The following is a 16056-nucleotide window of genomic DNA, read 5'->3' on the forward strand; positions in this document are numbered from 1 at the left end:
TGCAGGTAGCGCCGATCCAATCAGCCGCCAAGCGTGTGGAGCCGGGAAGCACCAGGTCGTGGGCGTTTCGCCGAACACCGCCCGGTACCGGTGGCCGAGTCGGCGAGCTGCCCGAAGCACGGGAGACAGCGGGGGCCGCCCGTCTGCCGGCCGTTCCCGCTTGTCCGACTTCTGCCGCCCCGCCGTTCCGGCCGCACGGGGGCTCACCGGGTGCTCCGCCATGGGCGGAGTTCCCCGATTCCGTGAGCGGGGCGTGCGGGTGACGTCCCGTTCGGAGGGCCGGTCCCACGGCGGAGCGTGCGCGACTGGTGCACCGGTCCCGGGACATACGCGGGACCACGGCCTCATGTGGGTGCCGCGGTGAATTCCTAACGTAGGAGCACGCGTTGAGCGATCGGTTCGGGGATCCGGCCCGGCGCTCCCCGCTCCTCGGGCCGGGTCCCTTCCCGGCTCGTGTGTTCGGCACAGAACCACCGGAGGTCCCAGATGAGTTGGAACCAGTTCGTGCTTGCGTCGGCCGGCGGTTCGTCGCTGTCGAGCCGGGTCGCCGCGGTCTCCCGGATCGACGGAAGCATGGAGGTTTGGTGGGTCGCCTCGGACGGCTCGGTCCAGGGGGCGTACTGGTACGACGGGTCGCCGTGGCGGCGCTACCAGCTCGCGCCGCCCGGCAGTGCCTCCGCCAACGGCGGCATCGCGGCCGTCTCGCGGATTCCCGGGAGCATGGAGGTCTTCTTCGTCGGCGGGAACGGTTCGGTGCAGGACCGGTTCTGGTACGAGGGCGGCACGTGGCAGGGGTTCGAGTTGGCCCCGCCCGGCAGTGCCTCCGTCACCGGCGGCATCGCGGCCGTCTCGCGCATCCCCGGCAGTATGGAGGTCTTCTTCGTCGGGGCCAACGGCTCCGTGCAGGACCGGTACTGGTACGAGGGAAGTGCCTGGCAGGGGTTCGAACTCTCGGCCCCCGGAACCGCGTCGACCATCGGGGGGATCGCTGCGGTCTCGCGGATTCCCGGGAGCATGGAGGTCTTCTTCGTCGGCGGGAACGGTTCGGTGCAGGACCGGTTCTGGTACGAGGGCGGCGCGTGGCAGGGGTTCGAGCTCTCCCCTCCGGGCAGTGCCTCCGTCACCGGCGGCATCGCTGCGGTCTCGCGGATTCCCGGCAGTATGGAGGTCTGGTTCGTCGGCGGGAACGGTTCGGTGCAGGACCGGTTCTGGTACGAGGGCGGCACGTGGCAGGGGTTCGAGCTGGCTCCCGCCGGTAGCGCCTCCACCCACACCGGTGTCGCTGCGGTCTCGCGGATTCCCGGCAGTATGGAGGTCTGGTTCGTCGGGCCCAACGGTTCGGTGCAGGACCGGTTCTGGTACGAGGGCAGCGCGTGGCAGGGGTTCGAGTTGGCCCCGCCCGGAAGTGCCTCCGTCACCAGCGGCATCGCGGCCGTCTCCCGGATCCCCGGGAGCATGGAGCTCTGGTTCGTCGGTGGCGACGCCTCCGTCCGGGACCACTTCTGGTACGACACGTCGAGCAGGAACTTCGACCAGGACGTCACCACCGACATCGCGATCGGAGGTTCGGCGCACGTCGTGATGCGCCAGGACGGCTTCTTCTCGTTCAGCACGCACGCGCACGACAGCGGCTTCGACAACATCGACTACACGATCAGCGCCGCCGTGATGACGCCGGACGGGACCGTGTTCACCTTCCAGCACTCCGGCCACACCGAGGGAACCGTCGCCGGCCTGCCCTTCGGCACGCCGGACCGCAACGACGACTTCACGTTCGTGGGCAACAACCCGCAGATCACCGAGAAGTGGGACGGCATCCTCAACGGCACCTTCAAGGCCGACCTGGATGCGACGGACACCCTCGCGGCCGGCGTCACGGGAGCCCTCGGCGACCTCGTGAAGGCGATCGTGTCCGCGGCGGGCAAGGCCGCGGCCGAGGCGGTCATCAAGCTCGTGTCCTGACCCCCGGACCGCCCTGACCCCAAGCGCCCTGGGCCGCCCCGCCCCGAACCGCCGCGCCCCGGGCCGGCCCGCCCCGAACCGCCCCGCTCCGAACCGTCGGCCCGGCTCCGTTCCCAGGAGCCGGGCCGGTGCGCGGTGCCACCAGGGGTCCTTGTGTCCCCCGACCCGGGTGGTGTCGCTCTGCCCGGCGCGCTCGTCGTGATTCCCGAGGGTGACCAAGGGTCTGGCGGGAACGGGGGAACGAACGGGAACGGGCCCGGCGTGGTGCCGTGGCCCGTTCCGCTCTCGCCCGGAGGCCTTACGTGTCCGGCGACGGCTGATCAGGGCCGCTGGACGGGGCGGTGGACGGTGAGGTCGCCGTAGGCCGGCAGGACGCCCGCCAGGTCGCCGGGCTTCTCCTTCAGGACGGTGTCGAGGAAGGCGAGGGTGGCTGCGGCGACGATGCGCGGGCTCTCGGTGCGGCCCAGGGAGCCGACGATCGCGGGCACGGGCGGCAGGTACAGGGGGCCGTCCATGAACGTGAGGTGCGCGGCGCCGGGGACGGTGAGCCGGTAGCTCGTCGCGGTGGCGGACCCGAGGGCCTCGGTGAGGCGGGGGAGGTAGCGCGAGTCGGTTCCGGGGGTGACGGCCTGGGTGAGTGCGAGCGCCGGCTGGGTGAGCGAGGGGGAGGTGGGGCCGTGGGGGTAGCCGTCGAGATCGACGACGGCGTCGAACCGGCGGTCGTTCCGGGCCGCCTGCAGGGCGGCGGCGCCACCCATGGAGTGGCCGGTCACCGCGGCCCGGCCGGTGTCCAGACGTCCGTTCAGCGGGTCGGTGGTCTCACCCCGGTCCAGACCCTCCAACCGGGTGAGGACGAAGCCGAGGTCGGCGGCCCGGACCGCCGTCCAGCCGGCGGCCAGCTCCTCGTCCTTGTCCCGGTCGCCGCTGGAGGAGATCTCGGTGGTGATCGTCCGGCCGTCGGCGAGGACGACGGCGGAGGAGTCGTACGGGTGGTCGAGGGCGGCGACCACGTAGCCGTGGCTGGCCAGTTCCTCCGCCCAGGCGGTGTTCTGGGTGCGTACGCCGCCCGACCCGGGAGAGAACAGCACGACGGGGAACCGTCCCCCCGTCCCCTCGACGGGGGCGTCGACGACCGCATGGGTGCGGGCGCGCGGAACGCCGTCGATCAGGAAGCCCGGTAGGCCGACCCCGTGGGCGAGGGCGTCGGAGACGGTGCGCGCCTCCTGTTCCGTGCGTCCGAGGTACTGGGCGCGCTGCGTCCCTGCGGGGCTCCTCCGGGCGGGGTACCAGAGCTGGACCACGACGGTGCGCAGGTCGTCCGGATCGGCGGTGAAGGTCTCGGGGCGGCGCGGGTCGGTCCACTGCACCACGCGGGTGCCGACCGCGAAGTCGCCGGACGGTTCGGGGAACACGGGTACGGGGAAGGCCCAGGCGGCCACCGGGCCGCAGGAGATCAGACCGATGCAGGCCGCCGATCCCGGCAACGCCAGCCACCAGCGGGCCCGCCACGCCGGCCTGGCGGTTCGGCGTCGTAGCAGGGGGGAGACGGCGAAGGGCAGCGCGAGGGCGGCGCCCGCCAGGACCGGCACGACCTGCCAGCGGATCCCCGCCGCACTCACGGCCGTCGCGGACAGCAGGAGGAGCGCGCCCGCCGCGATCGTGACGCGTGGGCGGGCGGCGGGGGGTATCCAGCGCGCCACCACCAGGACGACGGCGCTCAGTACGGCAAGGACTTCCGGAAGGGACATGTTCAGTCCCGGGATGATCTCGTTCACCCGGCCATACTCGGCGCCGGGCATGCGTCGCCACATCGCTCCCGGGTCGCCGCCGTGTGCGACCGGGGTCGCAATCCGCGGCGGGTCCGCGTGCCACCGGAGCAGCAGTCGAGCGCGCCGGACGGGTGGCCGCTTTGCGACCCCGGGAGGTAACGGGACTCCTCCTGGGGTCGTACGTCGCCACGGCTCCCTCCGACGGTGGACTCATGTGCTCCGTGGGGCCGGCGGCCTACGGTGGCAGGGCTGCGGTACGTGCCGGGCAGCGCGAGGCGCACGTTCCCCGTGACCCGCCCCGATCCGGTGGTGCGCGCCGGCGGCCCCGGCCGGGGCCGCCCTTGATGCCGAATCGACAGGGACGTGTGATGACCGAGGTGGCTGCGGAACCCGGCAAGGCCCACCGGGTACGCCACCGGGACCGGGACCACACCCGCGACCGGGACCAGGTGCGGGACCGCGTACGGGAGCGGGTGCGGGTGCCGGTGCGACGGGCGCGGGCAGGCTCCCGGCCCCCCGGGGACACCGGCCCGACCTCCGCGCGAGCGGAGCGACCGGTGACGGCAGCCAGGCGCCGGGGCTCCCGGCTGCCGCCCACGGCATGGGACTCGCTGCTGCCGACGCTCCTCCTCCTCAACGTCGTCACCACCCGTGCGCCGCAGGAACTGCCGACCGACCTGGCCCTCACCGCCGCCCTCGCGCTGCCCCTGGTGTGGCGACGCCGGGCCCCGCTCGCCGTGTTCGGCGCCGTGACCGCGGCAGCCTTCGTCCAACTGCTGGTGGACGTCCAACTGCCCGCCGACATCGCCCTGCTGGTGGCCCTCTACACGGCGGCCGCGCACACGGGCCGGCGCGGCACGCTCGTCGCCGCTGCCGTCGTGGAGGCAGGCGCCCTCCTGGCCTGCCTGCGCTGGGCCTCGGAAGGCGCGTTCCTCACCCCCTTCGTCGCGCTCACCGCGATGGCCGTCGCCGCCGCCGTCCTCGGGGTGAACGTGCGGACCTCGCGCGCCTTCCTCGCGGCTCTGGAGGAGCGGGCCGCACGCCTGGAGCAGGAACAGGAACAGCAGGCCCGGCTGGCCGTGGCCGAGGAACGGACCCGCATCACCCGGGAGATGCACGACATCGTCACCCACAACCTGTCCGTCATGGTCGCGCTCACCGACGCCGCCGTCTACGCGCAGCACCGGGCACCCGACAAGACCACCACCGCGATGCTCCAGGTCTCCGAGACGGGCCGCCAGGCCCTGACCGACATGCGGCGCTCGCTGGGCCTCCTGCGGACCGACGAACCGGACGCGGAGCGCCACCCGCTGCCGGGCATCGCCCAACTGGAGACCCTCGCGGACCAGATGTGCACGGCCGGGCTGCCGACCCGCCTCGAAGTCCGGGGCGGCCACACCCACATCCCCGCCACCGCCCAACTCACCGTCTACCGCCTGGTACAGGAAGCCTTGACCAACGCCCTCAAGCACACCCCCACCGGCACCCACGCGACGGTCCGGATACAGTGCTCGGCCGAGACCGTCACCGTGGACGTCACGGACAGCGGTCCCGGCCGGCCGCCCGGCGCCGCGACACCCTCCGGCCACGGCATCCCCGGCATGCGCGAGCGTGCGACCGCCTACGGGGGGAGGCTGCGGGCCGGACCGCTCCCGGGCGGCGGCTGGGGAGTCCACACCCGTCTCCTCCTCGACAGCAGCGGAGCGGCGTCCGCATGACGATCCGCATCCTGATCGCCGACGACGAGGCGCTGCTCCGGATGGCCTTCGGCACGGTCCTGGAGGCCCAGCCCGACATGGCACCGGTCGGCGAGGCCGCGGACGGCCTCCAGGCCGTCCGCCTCGCCCGGGAACTGCGCCCCGACGTCGTCCTCATGGACGTCCGGATGCCCGGGACCGACGGGATCGAGGCGACCCGGCAGGTCATCGAGGTCTCCCCGCAGACCAGGGTGCTGATCCTCACCACCTTCGACCTGGACGAGTACGCCTTCGCCGGACTCAACGCGGGAGCCTCGGGCTTCCTGCTGAAGAACACCAGGCCCGAGGAGTTCCTCACCGCGATACGCAGCATCGCCGCAGGCGACGCGGTGGTCTCCCCGCGGATCACCCGACGCCTGCTGGAGAGCCTCCGCCCACACCTGCCCGACGGCGGCAGCACCGAGTGCGACGAGCGGCTGGAGCGGCTGAGCGCCCGTGAACGCGAGGTGCTCGTCCAGGTGGGCCGCGGCCTGTCCAACACCGAGATCGCGGCCACCCTCCACCTCGCGGAGGCGACCGTGAAGTCCCATCTGGGGCGCATCCTGCACAAGCTCGAACTCCGCGACCGGATACAGGCCGTGGTCTTCGCCTACGAGAGCCGCCTCATCCACCCGGCGTGACACGGTTCACTCGGCGTGACCTCGGCGCCGCAGCCCCGACGGCGACGTCCTCGGCCCGTGGTGTCGGCCCGTGGTGACCGGGAGGGCCCTCAAGTGCGCTGCACCGAACGGCGGCTGCGGATCGTGATCACGGTCGTCCGGACGGGGTCTGCCGGAGCCTGCCGGGGTCTGCCGGGGATGATCGGCGCCGAGCGGGCGTGGCCGTCCGCGTCCGGTGTCCCGGCCGTCGGCGCCGCCCGGCCTGCCGCGCCCCGCCCTGCGGCGGCCCCTACCCCCTGCGGGGCGACAACGCCCAAAGGGGTGATCCCCGGCCCAATCCGCATGATTACCCACGATGGCTGCGAGTTGGACACTCAATCATGAACTCTGAAAAGCAAATCCATATCGGACATATTAATCGCATTCACCTGCACTGCCGGAAGCGGCGCCGAGTGGTTGTCAGATCCTTGCCAACTCGACTAGGTAATCGATGTGCAGGCGTGTACGATCCCTTCACGTCGGCTTCACCCGTGCCCAGAAAGTCCGGGGAGGAGCTGTCTTCATGGTCGTGTGGCATGTGCGAACCACTCCCGACACTCTCATTGCGATGCAGAGCAGGAAGGAATTCCTGATGCTGCATCCCTTTTTGATCCCGCAGCTGACAGCGGGATTCCCGGGAAAAGAGTTTGCATGTCGATCCGTCAAATATCCATCTCCTCGGCGGTTCGCGCGCTGCTGACCATTGCTCCTCCCTGCCCGCTCGCCACCGCACAGTTCGAGTCCGGAGCAGTGGATCCGCGGCAGGTGGAGGGCGCCGTGGGCGAGGCCGTGCAGCGGGAGGAATCGCAGATTCCGGACGAGGCGGCCGCCGAAGCCGCAGAACCCCGGGAACCGGCCGTGCTGACGGCACCGGATCTGATGGTGTGGGCACGGCGTGAGCGTGAGGAGGAGTTGCTCGGCTCGCTCGCCGGCGTCACCCGGTACCGGGACCACGTCGTCGAGTCGCACAGGGACCTGTTGCCCGACGCCCGCCGCAACGGCAACCTGGCCGAGGTGGCCGATGCGCTGGAGGAGGCCGGCGTCGCGTACGGTCTGGTGCCCGGCCGGCGGCTGCGCCACCGACTGGCGATCGCGCCGGGTGACCGGGCGGCGGCGGTTCGCGCCCTGGCCGCGGCGTTCGCCGGCCAGGCGGTCTACGCCGACCTGCTGGAACACGGCCGTACGCTGGGCACCGTCCTGGCCGAGCAACTGCCCGGCGCCCTCACCGCGTTCGAGGTGCCTCCGGCCCCGCCCCGGGCAACTGCGGACACCCGGGACGGCTCCGCCCACACCGCATCCTCCGCCGGTGCCGACGAGGACGGCCGACAGGACGCGGACACGGATGCCGATGAGCAGTCGCCCCCGGACCGGGTGAAGGGCGTACGGGTCTACCGGCCCGCCGCCGTCGGCTCCCTGCTGTACGGTCCCGAGATCGGCTGCGACGTCGAGTTCTGGGACTCCGCAGCCCCCTCGTCGGGCGCGATCGCCTCGATCGGCGAGACCCCGTTCGGCTGGTGGGTGCCCTCCCTCGCGGCCACCGCCACCGCCACGGTGGCCGGGCGGACCTATCCACTGCTCGACGTCTTCGCCACCGCCCTGCCCGACCAGGTCGACTTCCCGGTCGACGCCGTGATCACCTGGGTGGACGACTCGGACCCCGCCTGGCAGGAACGCCGGGCCGCCGCACGAGCCCGACTGGCCCACACCGCCGCGCCCATCGCGCCGGAGGACGGCGTGGCCGCCAGCGGCATCGCGGGCGACGCCGACCAGCGCTTCCGCAACCGCGACGAACTCAGGTACTGCCTGCGCGCGCTCGCCTCCCACGCGCCGTGGATCCGCCGCATCTTCCTGGTCACCGACGACCAGGTCCCGCACTGGCTGGACACCGGCCGACCGGGCCTGACCGTCGTGTCGCACCGCGAACTGTTCTCCGGCACCGGCGCCGACGGGGTGTTCAACTCCCACGCCATCGAAACCCGGCTGCACCTCCTCCCCGAGCTCGCCGAGCACTTCCTCTACATCAACGACGACGTCTTCCTCGGCCGCGCCCTGGTCCCTGAGGACTTCTTCCTCGGCAACGGCATGCCGAGGTACTTCCCGGACAACCGGATCATCCCGCCCGGCGAAGCCGCACCGGACGACTCCGTCTACGCCGCCGCCCAGAAGAACACCCGGACGACCCTGGCCACCGCCGTGGGCAAGACCTACCCGCGCACCCTCAAGCACGCCCCGCACCCGCTGCTGCGCAGTGTGCTGGCAGAGAGCGCGGAGCGGTTCGCGGCCGAGCTGCACGACACCGTCCGCTCGGTGTTCCGGGCGGCCACCGACCTCGCCCCGGTCACCCTGGCGGTCCACTACGCCCATGCGACCGCCCGCACCGTGGAAGGACACCTCTACGACGGCTACTTCGTCACCGACAGCACCGAGGACCTCGCCGGGCTCGCACAGTTGCAGGAGGAACGCTGGGCGGACTACTTCTGCCTCGCGGACGGCACCCGGGACCTTCTGTCGCCGCAGGAACAGGACGCGGCCGTCACGGGCTTCCTCCAGGACTACTTCCCCGTTCCCTCGCCTTTCGAGGTGTCCGAACCGGCCCCCGCAACAGACAGATCGGGGCAGCCCGCACACCGAACCGCACCAGCATCCGTGTGACCTCGTACTCGCCCCGGCGGGGAGACCTTCGGGCGCCGAGGCGGCCCGGCATTCCGGATGGGTGGCGGACCCGCGCCGACCCGGTGCCGGCGGCCGGCGGCTTTCGCGCCTGACGACAATGCGATAATTCCCCCGGTCAACGCCCCGAGGGCGGACGCATCCGGCGTTTGCGGGGAACGGGGTACAGGGTGGGGCGGGTAACGACGGCTGCGGTGGCCCTGGTCGTCGCGGTGTCGCAGACGTGGACTGTCCCGCCCGCACCGTCCTCCGCACCGGACGGCGCGTCAGGGCCGCCGACCGCGCGCCCCGACGGTCGGCCGGCGACGGTCGTCCAGATCGTCGCGCATCAGGACGACGACCTGCTCTTCATGAATCCGGACCTGTCCAGCAGCATCCGGGCCGGCTTCGAGGTGACCACCGTCTACATCACCGGCGGCGCCGCCGGGGCCGGGGCGGCGTATGCCGCCCACCGGCAGGACGGCATCCGGCTCGCCTACGCCCGGATGGCGGGCGAGGCGGCCGGAACCGGGGCCGGCGGCTGCGCCGACGATCCGGGGGCGGCCTGCTGGGACCGGGAGGACTACCGGCCCGTGCCGGGCGGTCCGGTCGCCGAGCGCTTCACCCTGCGGGCCGACCGGTCGTTGCAGCTCGTCTTCCTCAGCCTCCCCGAGTACGCGGATTCGGCCTACCTGGGCGGGAACGCCCTGCGCCGGTTGTGGGAGAGTCGGGACAGCGCCAAGCCCGCCGAGACGACGACGCTGGACATGGACGGGCCCGCCACCCTGTGGCCGCAGGTCTACAACGGTGCGCGGCTCATCGACGTCCTGCGGGCCGTGCTGGTCGACCAGGACCCCACGCTGGTGCGGGTGCAGGATCCGGCGCCGGACCCGACGCTCTGGAACCACCACGCGGAGCACGACCACCCGGACCACATCTCCGCCGCGTGGTTCGCGGACGCGGCCGTCGCGGCCTACACGGCGACCGGACGCAGGGGGGTGGTGGTCGAGCACTACCGCGACTACAACACCTGGTCCTCCCCGGCCGTCCTCCCTTTCACGGAGACCGCCACCAAGCAGGCCACCTTCCGTACCTACACCGAGCGGGACGCCAACATCCCCACCGGAGCAGCCTTCGCCGTGAGCCCGTACGCGAGTTGGCAATCCAGACAGTACCTGCGCTACCCGCGCTCCACCCAGGCGGTGGCCGCCGACCGCACGGGCGCGCTGCACGCCTTCGCGGTGGAGAGCGGCTCGCTCCACGAGTGGGCCGAGGACGCGGACAAGACGTGGCAGGGCCCGGTCGTGGACGGCGGCCCCGGGGGGCCGCTGGCGGCCGGTGTGACGGTGGCCCGCCGCCAGGACGGCGGGCTGGAGGTGTTCGGCCAGCGCTCGGACACCGGCGAGATCGTCTCCCGTGTGCAGGGTCCCGCCGGCGGGTGGGTCTGGCACAGCCACGGCAGCCCCGACGTCGTCGCGGGCCCGCAGACCTCCAAGCTCGCCAATCGTGCCCTCCAGGTGAGTGTGCCCGTCGTGACCGCCGACGGAGACGGACGGCTGCAGATGTTCGTCCGCAACCGGAGCGGCGGCATCAGCACCAAGGGACAGACCGCACCGAACGGGGCATGGAGCAACTGGGCCGAGCTCGGGGGGACCGGAGTGCAGGGCGCTCCCACGGCCGTGACCACCCACGACGGGCGGATCGAGGTGTTCGCCGTCACCGTCAAAGCCGCCTCGCGCCCGAGGGTGCTGCACTGGTCCCAGCCCGAGCCCGACGGTGCCCTGGTTCTCGACCGCGACTTCCCGGACATCGCCCCGGTCGGCGGCATCAGCGTGGCCACGACGTCCGGAGGTCGACTGGCCCTGTACTACCGGCAGGTCTCGGGTACCGACCCGGTGCCCGGGCGGAACGCGTACTCCTACACGATGAGCCTCGTCCAGGCCGCACCGGACGGTCGGTGGACGCCCGGGGCCGGGCCGGTCGGCAACGGACCCGATCACGGCGGCACCGGTGAACCGGCCGTCGTGTCCCCGGGCGCCACGACCGAGCGGCGAACGGTGGTGGCCGTGCGCAACAGGAACGGCGGGCTCAGCGTCAACCGCCAGGGCACCGACGGCCGGTTCGGTGACTGGACCGACCTCGGCGGCTTCGTGGTCGGGGTGCCGGCCGCGGGAGTCGACCGCGACGGCCTCACGGACCTGGTGGTGCTCGGCCCGGACGGCCGTCTCCACCACAACCGGCAGCGGACGGACGGCTCGTTCGGCGCGTGGAGCAGCGTCGGAGATCCCTGATCCCCCTACGGTCGTCCCAGCCGGTCGACCCCGGGCGGGAGAAAGCTGTACCGCCCGGGGGCGCGGCTATTTCTCTGCGGCCCGGCGTTGGGCGGCGGCGAGTACCAGGGCGGCCGTGCAGGCGAGCAGTGCTGCCACGATCACGGCCGCCCAGCCGCGTCGGAAGCCGTCCAGCGCGGCCTGTGGCCCGTCGGGGGTGCCGATCAGGCTGACCGTCAGCGCTACGCCCACCACCGCGCCGATCTGCCGGGCCATCGTGGTGATCGCCGAGCCGGTGGCGAAGCGGGTGGGCGGCAGCGCCGCCGCGGCGGAGCCGACGAGGGTGGGCAGGGTCAGCCCCACGCCCAGGCCGGTGAGCAGCAGTCCGGGCAGCAGTTCGGTGGTGTAGCCGGGCCGGACTCCGATGGTGGCTGTCCACCAGCCGATGCCTGCGGCGAAGAGCAGGGTGCCGAGCGCGGCCAGCCGTCCGGGGCCGAGCCTGCGTACCAGCGCGGCGCTGCCCAGGGCGACCGGCGGTACCAGCAGCGGTCCGGGGGCGATGGCGAGGCCGGTGCGCAGCGCCGAGTACTCCCAGACCTGCTGGCACCACAGGACCGAGGTGAGCAGCATGCCGGCGAAGGCGAGGGTGAACAGCAGCGCTGCGGTGTTGGCGGCGGCGAAGCTGGGCACGCGCAGCAGGGGCAGTTCGATGATGGGGGCGTGGTGGTGCGCCGAGCGGCGCAGGAACCAGCCGGTCAGCAGGGCGGCTGCGAGCAGGCTGCCCAGGACTCGGGGTGAGCCCCAGCCCCATTCGTCGCCCTTGACCAGGGCCACGGCGAGGGTGGCGATGGCGGCGGTGAGCAGTGCGGCGCCGAACAGGTCAGGCAGTGGTCCGTCCTCCTTGCCGCGCAGCCTGGGCAGTACGCGGGCCCCCACGGCGACGGCGGCGATGCCGACCGGGACGTTCGCGAGGAATATCCAGCGCCAGTCGGTCTCGACCAGCAGTCCGCCGAGGACCGGTCCGAGTCCGGCGGCGATCCCGCCGATCGAGGCCCAGGCCCGGACGGCGCCGGGGCGTTCGGCCGGGGGAGTGGCATCCAGCAGCAGCGCCAGTGAGGTCGGCATCAGCGCGGCCGCGCCCGCCGCCTGGACCACCCGGGCGGCGTCGAGCCAACCGACGGACGGGGCGAGCGCGCAGAGCGCGGAGGCGACGGTGAAGACGGTCAGTCCGGCGAGGAACACCGTCCGGTGGCCGATGCGGTCCGCCAGCCGTCCGGCGGGGACCAGCAGCGCGGCGAAGACGATGGCGTAGCCGTTCAGCACCCAGGACAGGGTGGCCAGGCTGCTGCCGTGGAAGTGCTGCTGCATCGCCGGGACGGCGACGTTGACGATGAACAGGTCGAGGTTTGAGACGAAGACCGCGGCGGCGACCACCAGGAACGCGGCTCGGCGGTGGGGCCGGTCCCGGTCGGTCGGTGCGCCTACTGGGTTTGATATTCCAACTATGTCCACGGGGCGGAACGCTAGCGGTAGTGGGTTTGAATCCGCAACCTGGGTGGCAGGTCGGTGGAGTGGTCCCGCTCCGTCGCAGCCGCACGGGCTGCGAGGTCGCGTACGTCCGCGGTCCACGGGGGGCCGGAGCCGCGAACCCGTCGGTGCGGAAGGCGGAGAGTCCTCCTCGTGATCGCGCACACGTGAAGTGCGGTGGCCTCCGTCGGAGGCGGGGCCGGATCGACGGAGATTCCCGGCGACACGGCGTCTCGATTGGTCTAGGGTCCGGTGCGAAAGCAGATCTTCCTCTGCGGTGATCGTGGTCTGGTGTGAGAAGGGATGCGGCGGCCCGGCAATGACGTATGAGCCGAAGGCCTGGTACAGCGCCAGAACCTTCTATCGATGGCCGACTTCGGAGAACCGGCCCTACGAGGAACGTGTTGTGCTGTTCCGGGCGCGGTCGCTCGACGAGGCGGTCGAACTGGCCGAGCGGGAATCGGCCGAGTACGCAGGGGAGGGCGGCTTCGAAGTCCTCGACATGGTGCAGGTCTACCGGATCTGCGACGGCGACGAGGAGGTGGGCGCAGGTACGGAAGTGTTCTCCGTGCTGCATGCACTCGACCTTCCGGCGCACGAATTCCTCGACCGCTACGACTCGGGACCGGCACACACTCGAATCTGTGAGTGATGTCGTTCCCGGTGTTCGGTCCGGTAGCAGGTGAGCTCGTCTCCTCGGCCGGTCCGGGCGAGTTCGAGGACGTCGTGCGGCCGAGGAGCGCCGGGGCGTCGAGGCCGGGCTCCGGTCACCGTGCCCCGGCCTGTCGGACCGACGTGGCAGGATCTGTGTCGGAACACCCCGACAGCCCGACAGCCCGACCGAGAGCGAAGCGCGCCCCGTGAACCCCGTCTCCGAGCAGTACCGGCCCGCCATGTCCTGGGACCGCTTCTGGAAACTCGTCGAACGGCTCGGGGTGGCCGAGGACGGCCGCGTGAACTGCGCCGACCTGGACGACGCCTGCGAGGACCTCGCCGCCGTCCTTGCCGAGGAGCCGGTCGAGCAGATCCTCGGCTTCGGCGAGCGCATCGCGGAGGCGCTCTTTACCCTCGACCGCGCGGAGTTCGGCACCCTCCCGGTCCTCGGCATGACCGAGCCGGGCGGTTCCCCGTTCACCCAGTCCGACGACGGCTTCCTCTACTCGCGTGCCGCCGTCGTCGCCGCCGGCCGCCGCACCTACGAGAGCGTCCTCGGCCACCCCGAGCGTTTCGCCCCCTTCACCGACCTGCACGCCGAGGCCGTCCTCTACATCCACGAGGAGGCGTACGAGCAGGCCACCGGCGAGCAGTGCGGGCACGTGACCTTCCACGACTACGAGACCTGCTCGAACGAAGCCGGCTGGCCCAGGGTGTTCGCATGACGGCGACGGGCGCCGGCGCCACTCCGGCCGGCTCTGCCGGCATGCACGGAACGACCTGCCCGCGTTGTGAGGAGGCGGCGGACGTCAGCGTGTTCCGGGAGAACCGCAGGCCGGCCGCCCGGGGGTAGCGACGCCCTGTCCGACGGGGAACCACCCTGCCCCCTCGGGTAGTTGGACAGGCCGACCCGGTCGGTCGCCGGCCGCGACGGCGTCCCGGACGTCCCGGCCCCGAGGCAGCGGACATGCACCCCGGACGAGGTCCGGCGGACACCGGCGCCGTCCGAAGTGCCGCGGAACGGGCTGTTGGAACGGGCAGTCGGAACGGGACCGGGCCGGGCGTGCGCGGGAGTCAGAGGAACCGGCGGATGGGTTGGACGGCCAGTTCGCGGGCCCGCTGCAGGACGGGCCGCCTCTTCCACCGGCCGGCGCTGATCGGCTCGCTCAGCGCGACGTCCTCCTCGAAGTGCTGGTCGAGGAGCGCGGTGAACCGCGCGTCGAGGACGGCGAGCATGACCTCCTCGTCGTGGTCGAGGGAGCGGCGGTTGAAGTTGGTCGACCCGATCAGCGAGGCCACGCGGTCGACGGTGATGACCTTGGCGTGCATCATCGTCGGCTGGTACTGGTAGATCTTCACGCCGCAGGCGGTCAGGGCCTCGTAGTGGTGCTGGCCGGCCAGCTGGCAGACCCGCTTGTCGGTGAACGGCCCCGGCAGCAGGATCTCCACCTCCACTCCGCGGCGGGCAGTGGCGCAGAGCAGCTCGATGAAGTAGGTGTCGGGGGAGAAGTACGCGGTGCAGAGCCGGAAGCGTTCCTCGGCGGATTCCAGCATGACCCGCATCAGGGTCTGCATGTCCTGCCAGCCGAAGCTGGCCGAGCCGCGTACGACCTGCACGATCGCGTCGCCCTGCGGGCGGTGGTCGATGAACCGGTCGCGCTCGTCGAAGAGCTCGTCGTGGCACTCCGCCCAGTTCTGTGCGAACGCCGCAGCGAGACCGTCCACGGCAGGCCCGCGGACCTCCACGTGCGTGTCGCGCCACTCGTGCTCGTTGCGCGCGTTGCCGCACCACTCCTCGGCGATTCCCACCCCGCCGGTGAACGCGCTCTCCTCGTCGACGACGAGGACCTTGCGATGGCAGCGGTGGTTCTGCTTGAGCGGCGAGAGGTACAGCGGCTTGCGGAACCAGGCCACCTGTACGCCGGCCCGCTCCATCGCGCCGAGCTGATCCGCCTCGATCAGCCGGCTGCCGAAGCCGTCCAGCAGCAGCCGCACCCGCACGCCGGCCCGGGCCCGCTCGGCGAGCGCCTGGGCGAAGTCACGGGCGATGTCGCCCTTCCAGTACACGAACGTCATCATGTCCACCGTGTGCCGGGCACGGCGGATCCCGGCCAGCATGGCGGCGAAGATCTCGTCCCCGTTGCGCAACGGCGTCAGTGCGTTGCCCTCGGTCGCCGCGATCCCGATCAGGCGCTCCAGGCGCCGGCGTATCCGCGCCGTAGGCTCCTCGGCGGACGGCAGGCCCGGGGCTCCGAGGGCCCTCGAATCCGGTTCGGGCGGTTCCTGTGTACTGATCATGACATCCTCTGGCCCGGACGAGAAGGAAACGGTTGGCGGTAGCCGCGCCCGGTTCGGCGCGGGCCGAACGGCGGGGCTGAACGGCTAGGCGACTGTACCCGGCGACCCGGCCCGGAGCCCCGTCCGGACCGCGGACGTGGTGGCGGGCCCCGGCCTTGAATCTGGTCGGGGCCCACCACCACGAGGTGTCTCGTGGGACGTTCAGTGCTTGAAGGCGTCCTTGAGGTGCTCGCCGGCCTGCTTGGCGTCGCTCTTGGCCTGGTCGGTCCTGCCCTCGTTCTCCAGGCGCTTGTTGCCGGTCAGCTTGCCGACGCCTTCCTTGATCGCGCCCTTGGCCTTCTCGCCGGTGTTCTCGATCTTGTCGCCGGTGCTCATCGTGATCTCCTCGACGTGGTGGTTCGGTGCTGACGTGGGGTCGTCTGCCCTCGTCGGGCGGAAAGATTCCCAGGAATATGAGCTGTTCAGCGGGGCAGTCGGTCCTCCGACACTGACTACGGAGGTCGACTCATGGTTCCGCTTCTCATCGTCCTGC

Annotated in this window: 11 protein-coding genes; 7 read left to right on the forward strand and 4 right to left on the reverse strand. The window is 71.9% G+C overall.

What is annotated here, in order from left to right; genetic code table 11:
* Positions 1 to 486: 486 nt before the first annotated feature.
* A complete protein-coding gene (locus ACFWOG_RS22085; RefSeq protein ID WP_380360475.1) occupies positions 487 to 1962 on the forward strand; it encodes a hypothetical protein in 1476 nt (491 codons plus the stop codon).
* A 320-nt stretch (positions 1963 to 2282) separates the two neighbouring features.
* Here ACFWOG_RS22085 and ACFWOG_RS22090 read toward each other — a convergent pair whose 3' ends face one another.
* Complete coding sequence (locus ACFWOG_RS22090) at positions 2283 to 3773, reverse strand: alpha/beta hydrolase family protein (protein WP_380360477.1); 1491 nt, start codon at positions 3771 to 3773, stop codon at positions 2283 to 2285.
* A gap of 515 nt (positions 3774 to 4288) precedes the next feature.
* Here ACFWOG_RS22090 and ACFWOG_RS22095 point away from each other — a divergent pair.
* From ACFWOG_RS22095 to ACFWOG_RS22110, 4 genes are all read left to right on the forward strand, one after another.
* Positions 4289 to 5449: a sensor histidine kinase gene (locus tag ACFWOG_RS22095; RefSeq protein ID WP_380360479.1), complete on the forward strand. Its 1161-nt coding sequence runs from the start codon at positions 4289 to 4291 to the stop codon at positions 5447 to 5449.
* A complete protein-coding gene (locus ACFWOG_RS22100; protein ID WP_380360481.1) occupies positions 5446 to 6108 on the forward strand; it encodes a response regulator in 663 nt (220 codons plus the stop codon). The genes ACFWOG_RS22095 and ACFWOG_RS22100 overlap by 4 nt, the downstream gene beginning before the upstream one ends.
* 669 nt (positions 6109 to 6777) lie before the next feature.
* A complete protein-coding gene (locus ACFWOG_RS22105) occupies positions 6778 to 8778 on the forward strand; it encodes a Stealth CR1 domain-containing protein (protein ID WP_380360483.1) in 2001 nt (666 codons plus the stop codon).
* Positions 8779 to 8990: 212 nt separating this feature from the next.
* Positions 8991 to 11066 (forward strand): PIG-L family deacetylase, encoded by a 2076-nt coding sequence (locus ACFWOG_RS22110; RefSeq protein ID WP_380360485.1) that lies wholly within the window; start codon positions 8991 to 8993, stop codon positions 11064 to 11066.
* Between the two features lie 66 nt (positions 11067 to 11132).
* On the opposite strand, the gene ACFWOG_RS22115 is transcribed toward ACFWOG_RS22110, so the two are convergent.
* Entirely contained in the window at positions 11133 to 12479 is a 1347-nt protein-coding gene (locus ACFWOG_RS22115) for an MFS transporter (protein ID WP_380360487.1), read from the reverse strand.
* Positions 12480 to 12849: 370 nt separating this feature from the next.
* Here ACFWOG_RS22115 and ACFWOG_RS22120 point away from each other — a divergent pair, with 370 nt between their 5' ends.
* Together ACFWOG_RS22120 and ACFWOG_RS22125 are read left to right on the forward strand one after the other, a co-directional pair.
* A complete protein-coding gene (locus ACFWOG_RS22120) occupies positions 12850 to 13224 on the forward strand; it encodes a DUF4288 domain-containing protein (protein WP_380360489.1) in 375 nt (124 codons plus the stop codon).
* Between the two features lie 208 nt (positions 13225 to 13432).
* Positions 13433 to 13951 (forward strand): DUF4240 domain-containing protein, encoded by a 519-nt coding sequence (locus tag ACFWOG_RS22125; protein ID WP_380360491.1) that lies wholly within the window; start codon positions 13433 to 13435, stop codon positions 13949 to 13951.
* Between the two features lie 349 nt (positions 13952 to 14300).
* On the opposite strand, the gene ACFWOG_RS22130 is transcribed toward ACFWOG_RS22125, so the two are convergent.
* Together ACFWOG_RS22130 and ACFWOG_RS22135 are read right to left on the reverse strand one after the other, a co-directional pair.
* Positions 14301 to 15524, reverse strand: a complete 1224-nt coding sequence (locus ACFWOG_RS22130) for a phospholipase D-like domain-containing protein (protein ID WP_329875141.1) — start codon at positions 15522 to 15524, stop codon at positions 14301 to 14303.
* A gap of 201 nt (positions 15525 to 15725) precedes the next feature.
* Complete coding sequence (locus ACFWOG_RS22135) at positions 15726 to 15899, reverse strand: CsbD family protein (protein WP_329949018.1); 174 nt, start codon at positions 15897 to 15899, stop codon at positions 15726 to 15728.
* Positions 15900 to 16056: the final 157 nt, after the last annotated feature.

Source organism: Kitasatospora sp. NPDC058406, from assembly GCF_042722765.1.
Taxonomy (GTDB): domain Bacteria; phylum Actinomycetota; class Actinomycetes; order Streptomycetales; family Streptomycetaceae; genus Kitasatospora.

Coding starts and splice junctions, on each gene's coding strand:
- ACFWOG_RS22085 (WP_380360475.1), top strand. CDS start 487: ATGAGTTGGAACCAGTTCGTGCTTGCGTCGGCCGGCGGTTCGTCGCTG.
- ACFWOG_RS22090 (WP_380360477.1), bottom strand. CDS start 3,773: ATGTGGCGACGCATGCCCGGCGCCGAGTATGGCCGGGTGAACGAGATC.
- ACFWOG_RS22100 (WP_380360481.1), top strand. CDS start 5,446: ATGACGATCCGCATCCTGATCGCCGACGACGAGGCGCTGCTCCGGATG.
- ACFWOG_RS22105 (WP_380360483.1), top strand. CDS start 6,778: ATGTCGATCCGTCAAATATCCATCTCCTCGGCGGTTCGCGCGCTGCTG.
- ACFWOG_RS22130 (WP_329875141.1), bottom strand. CDS start 15,524: ATGATCAGTACACAGGAACCGCCCGAACCGGATTCGAGGGCCCTCGGA.
- ACFWOG_RS22135 (WP_329949018.1), bottom strand. CDS start 15,899: ATGAGCACCGGCGACAAGATCGAGAACACCGGCGAGAAGGCCAAGGGC.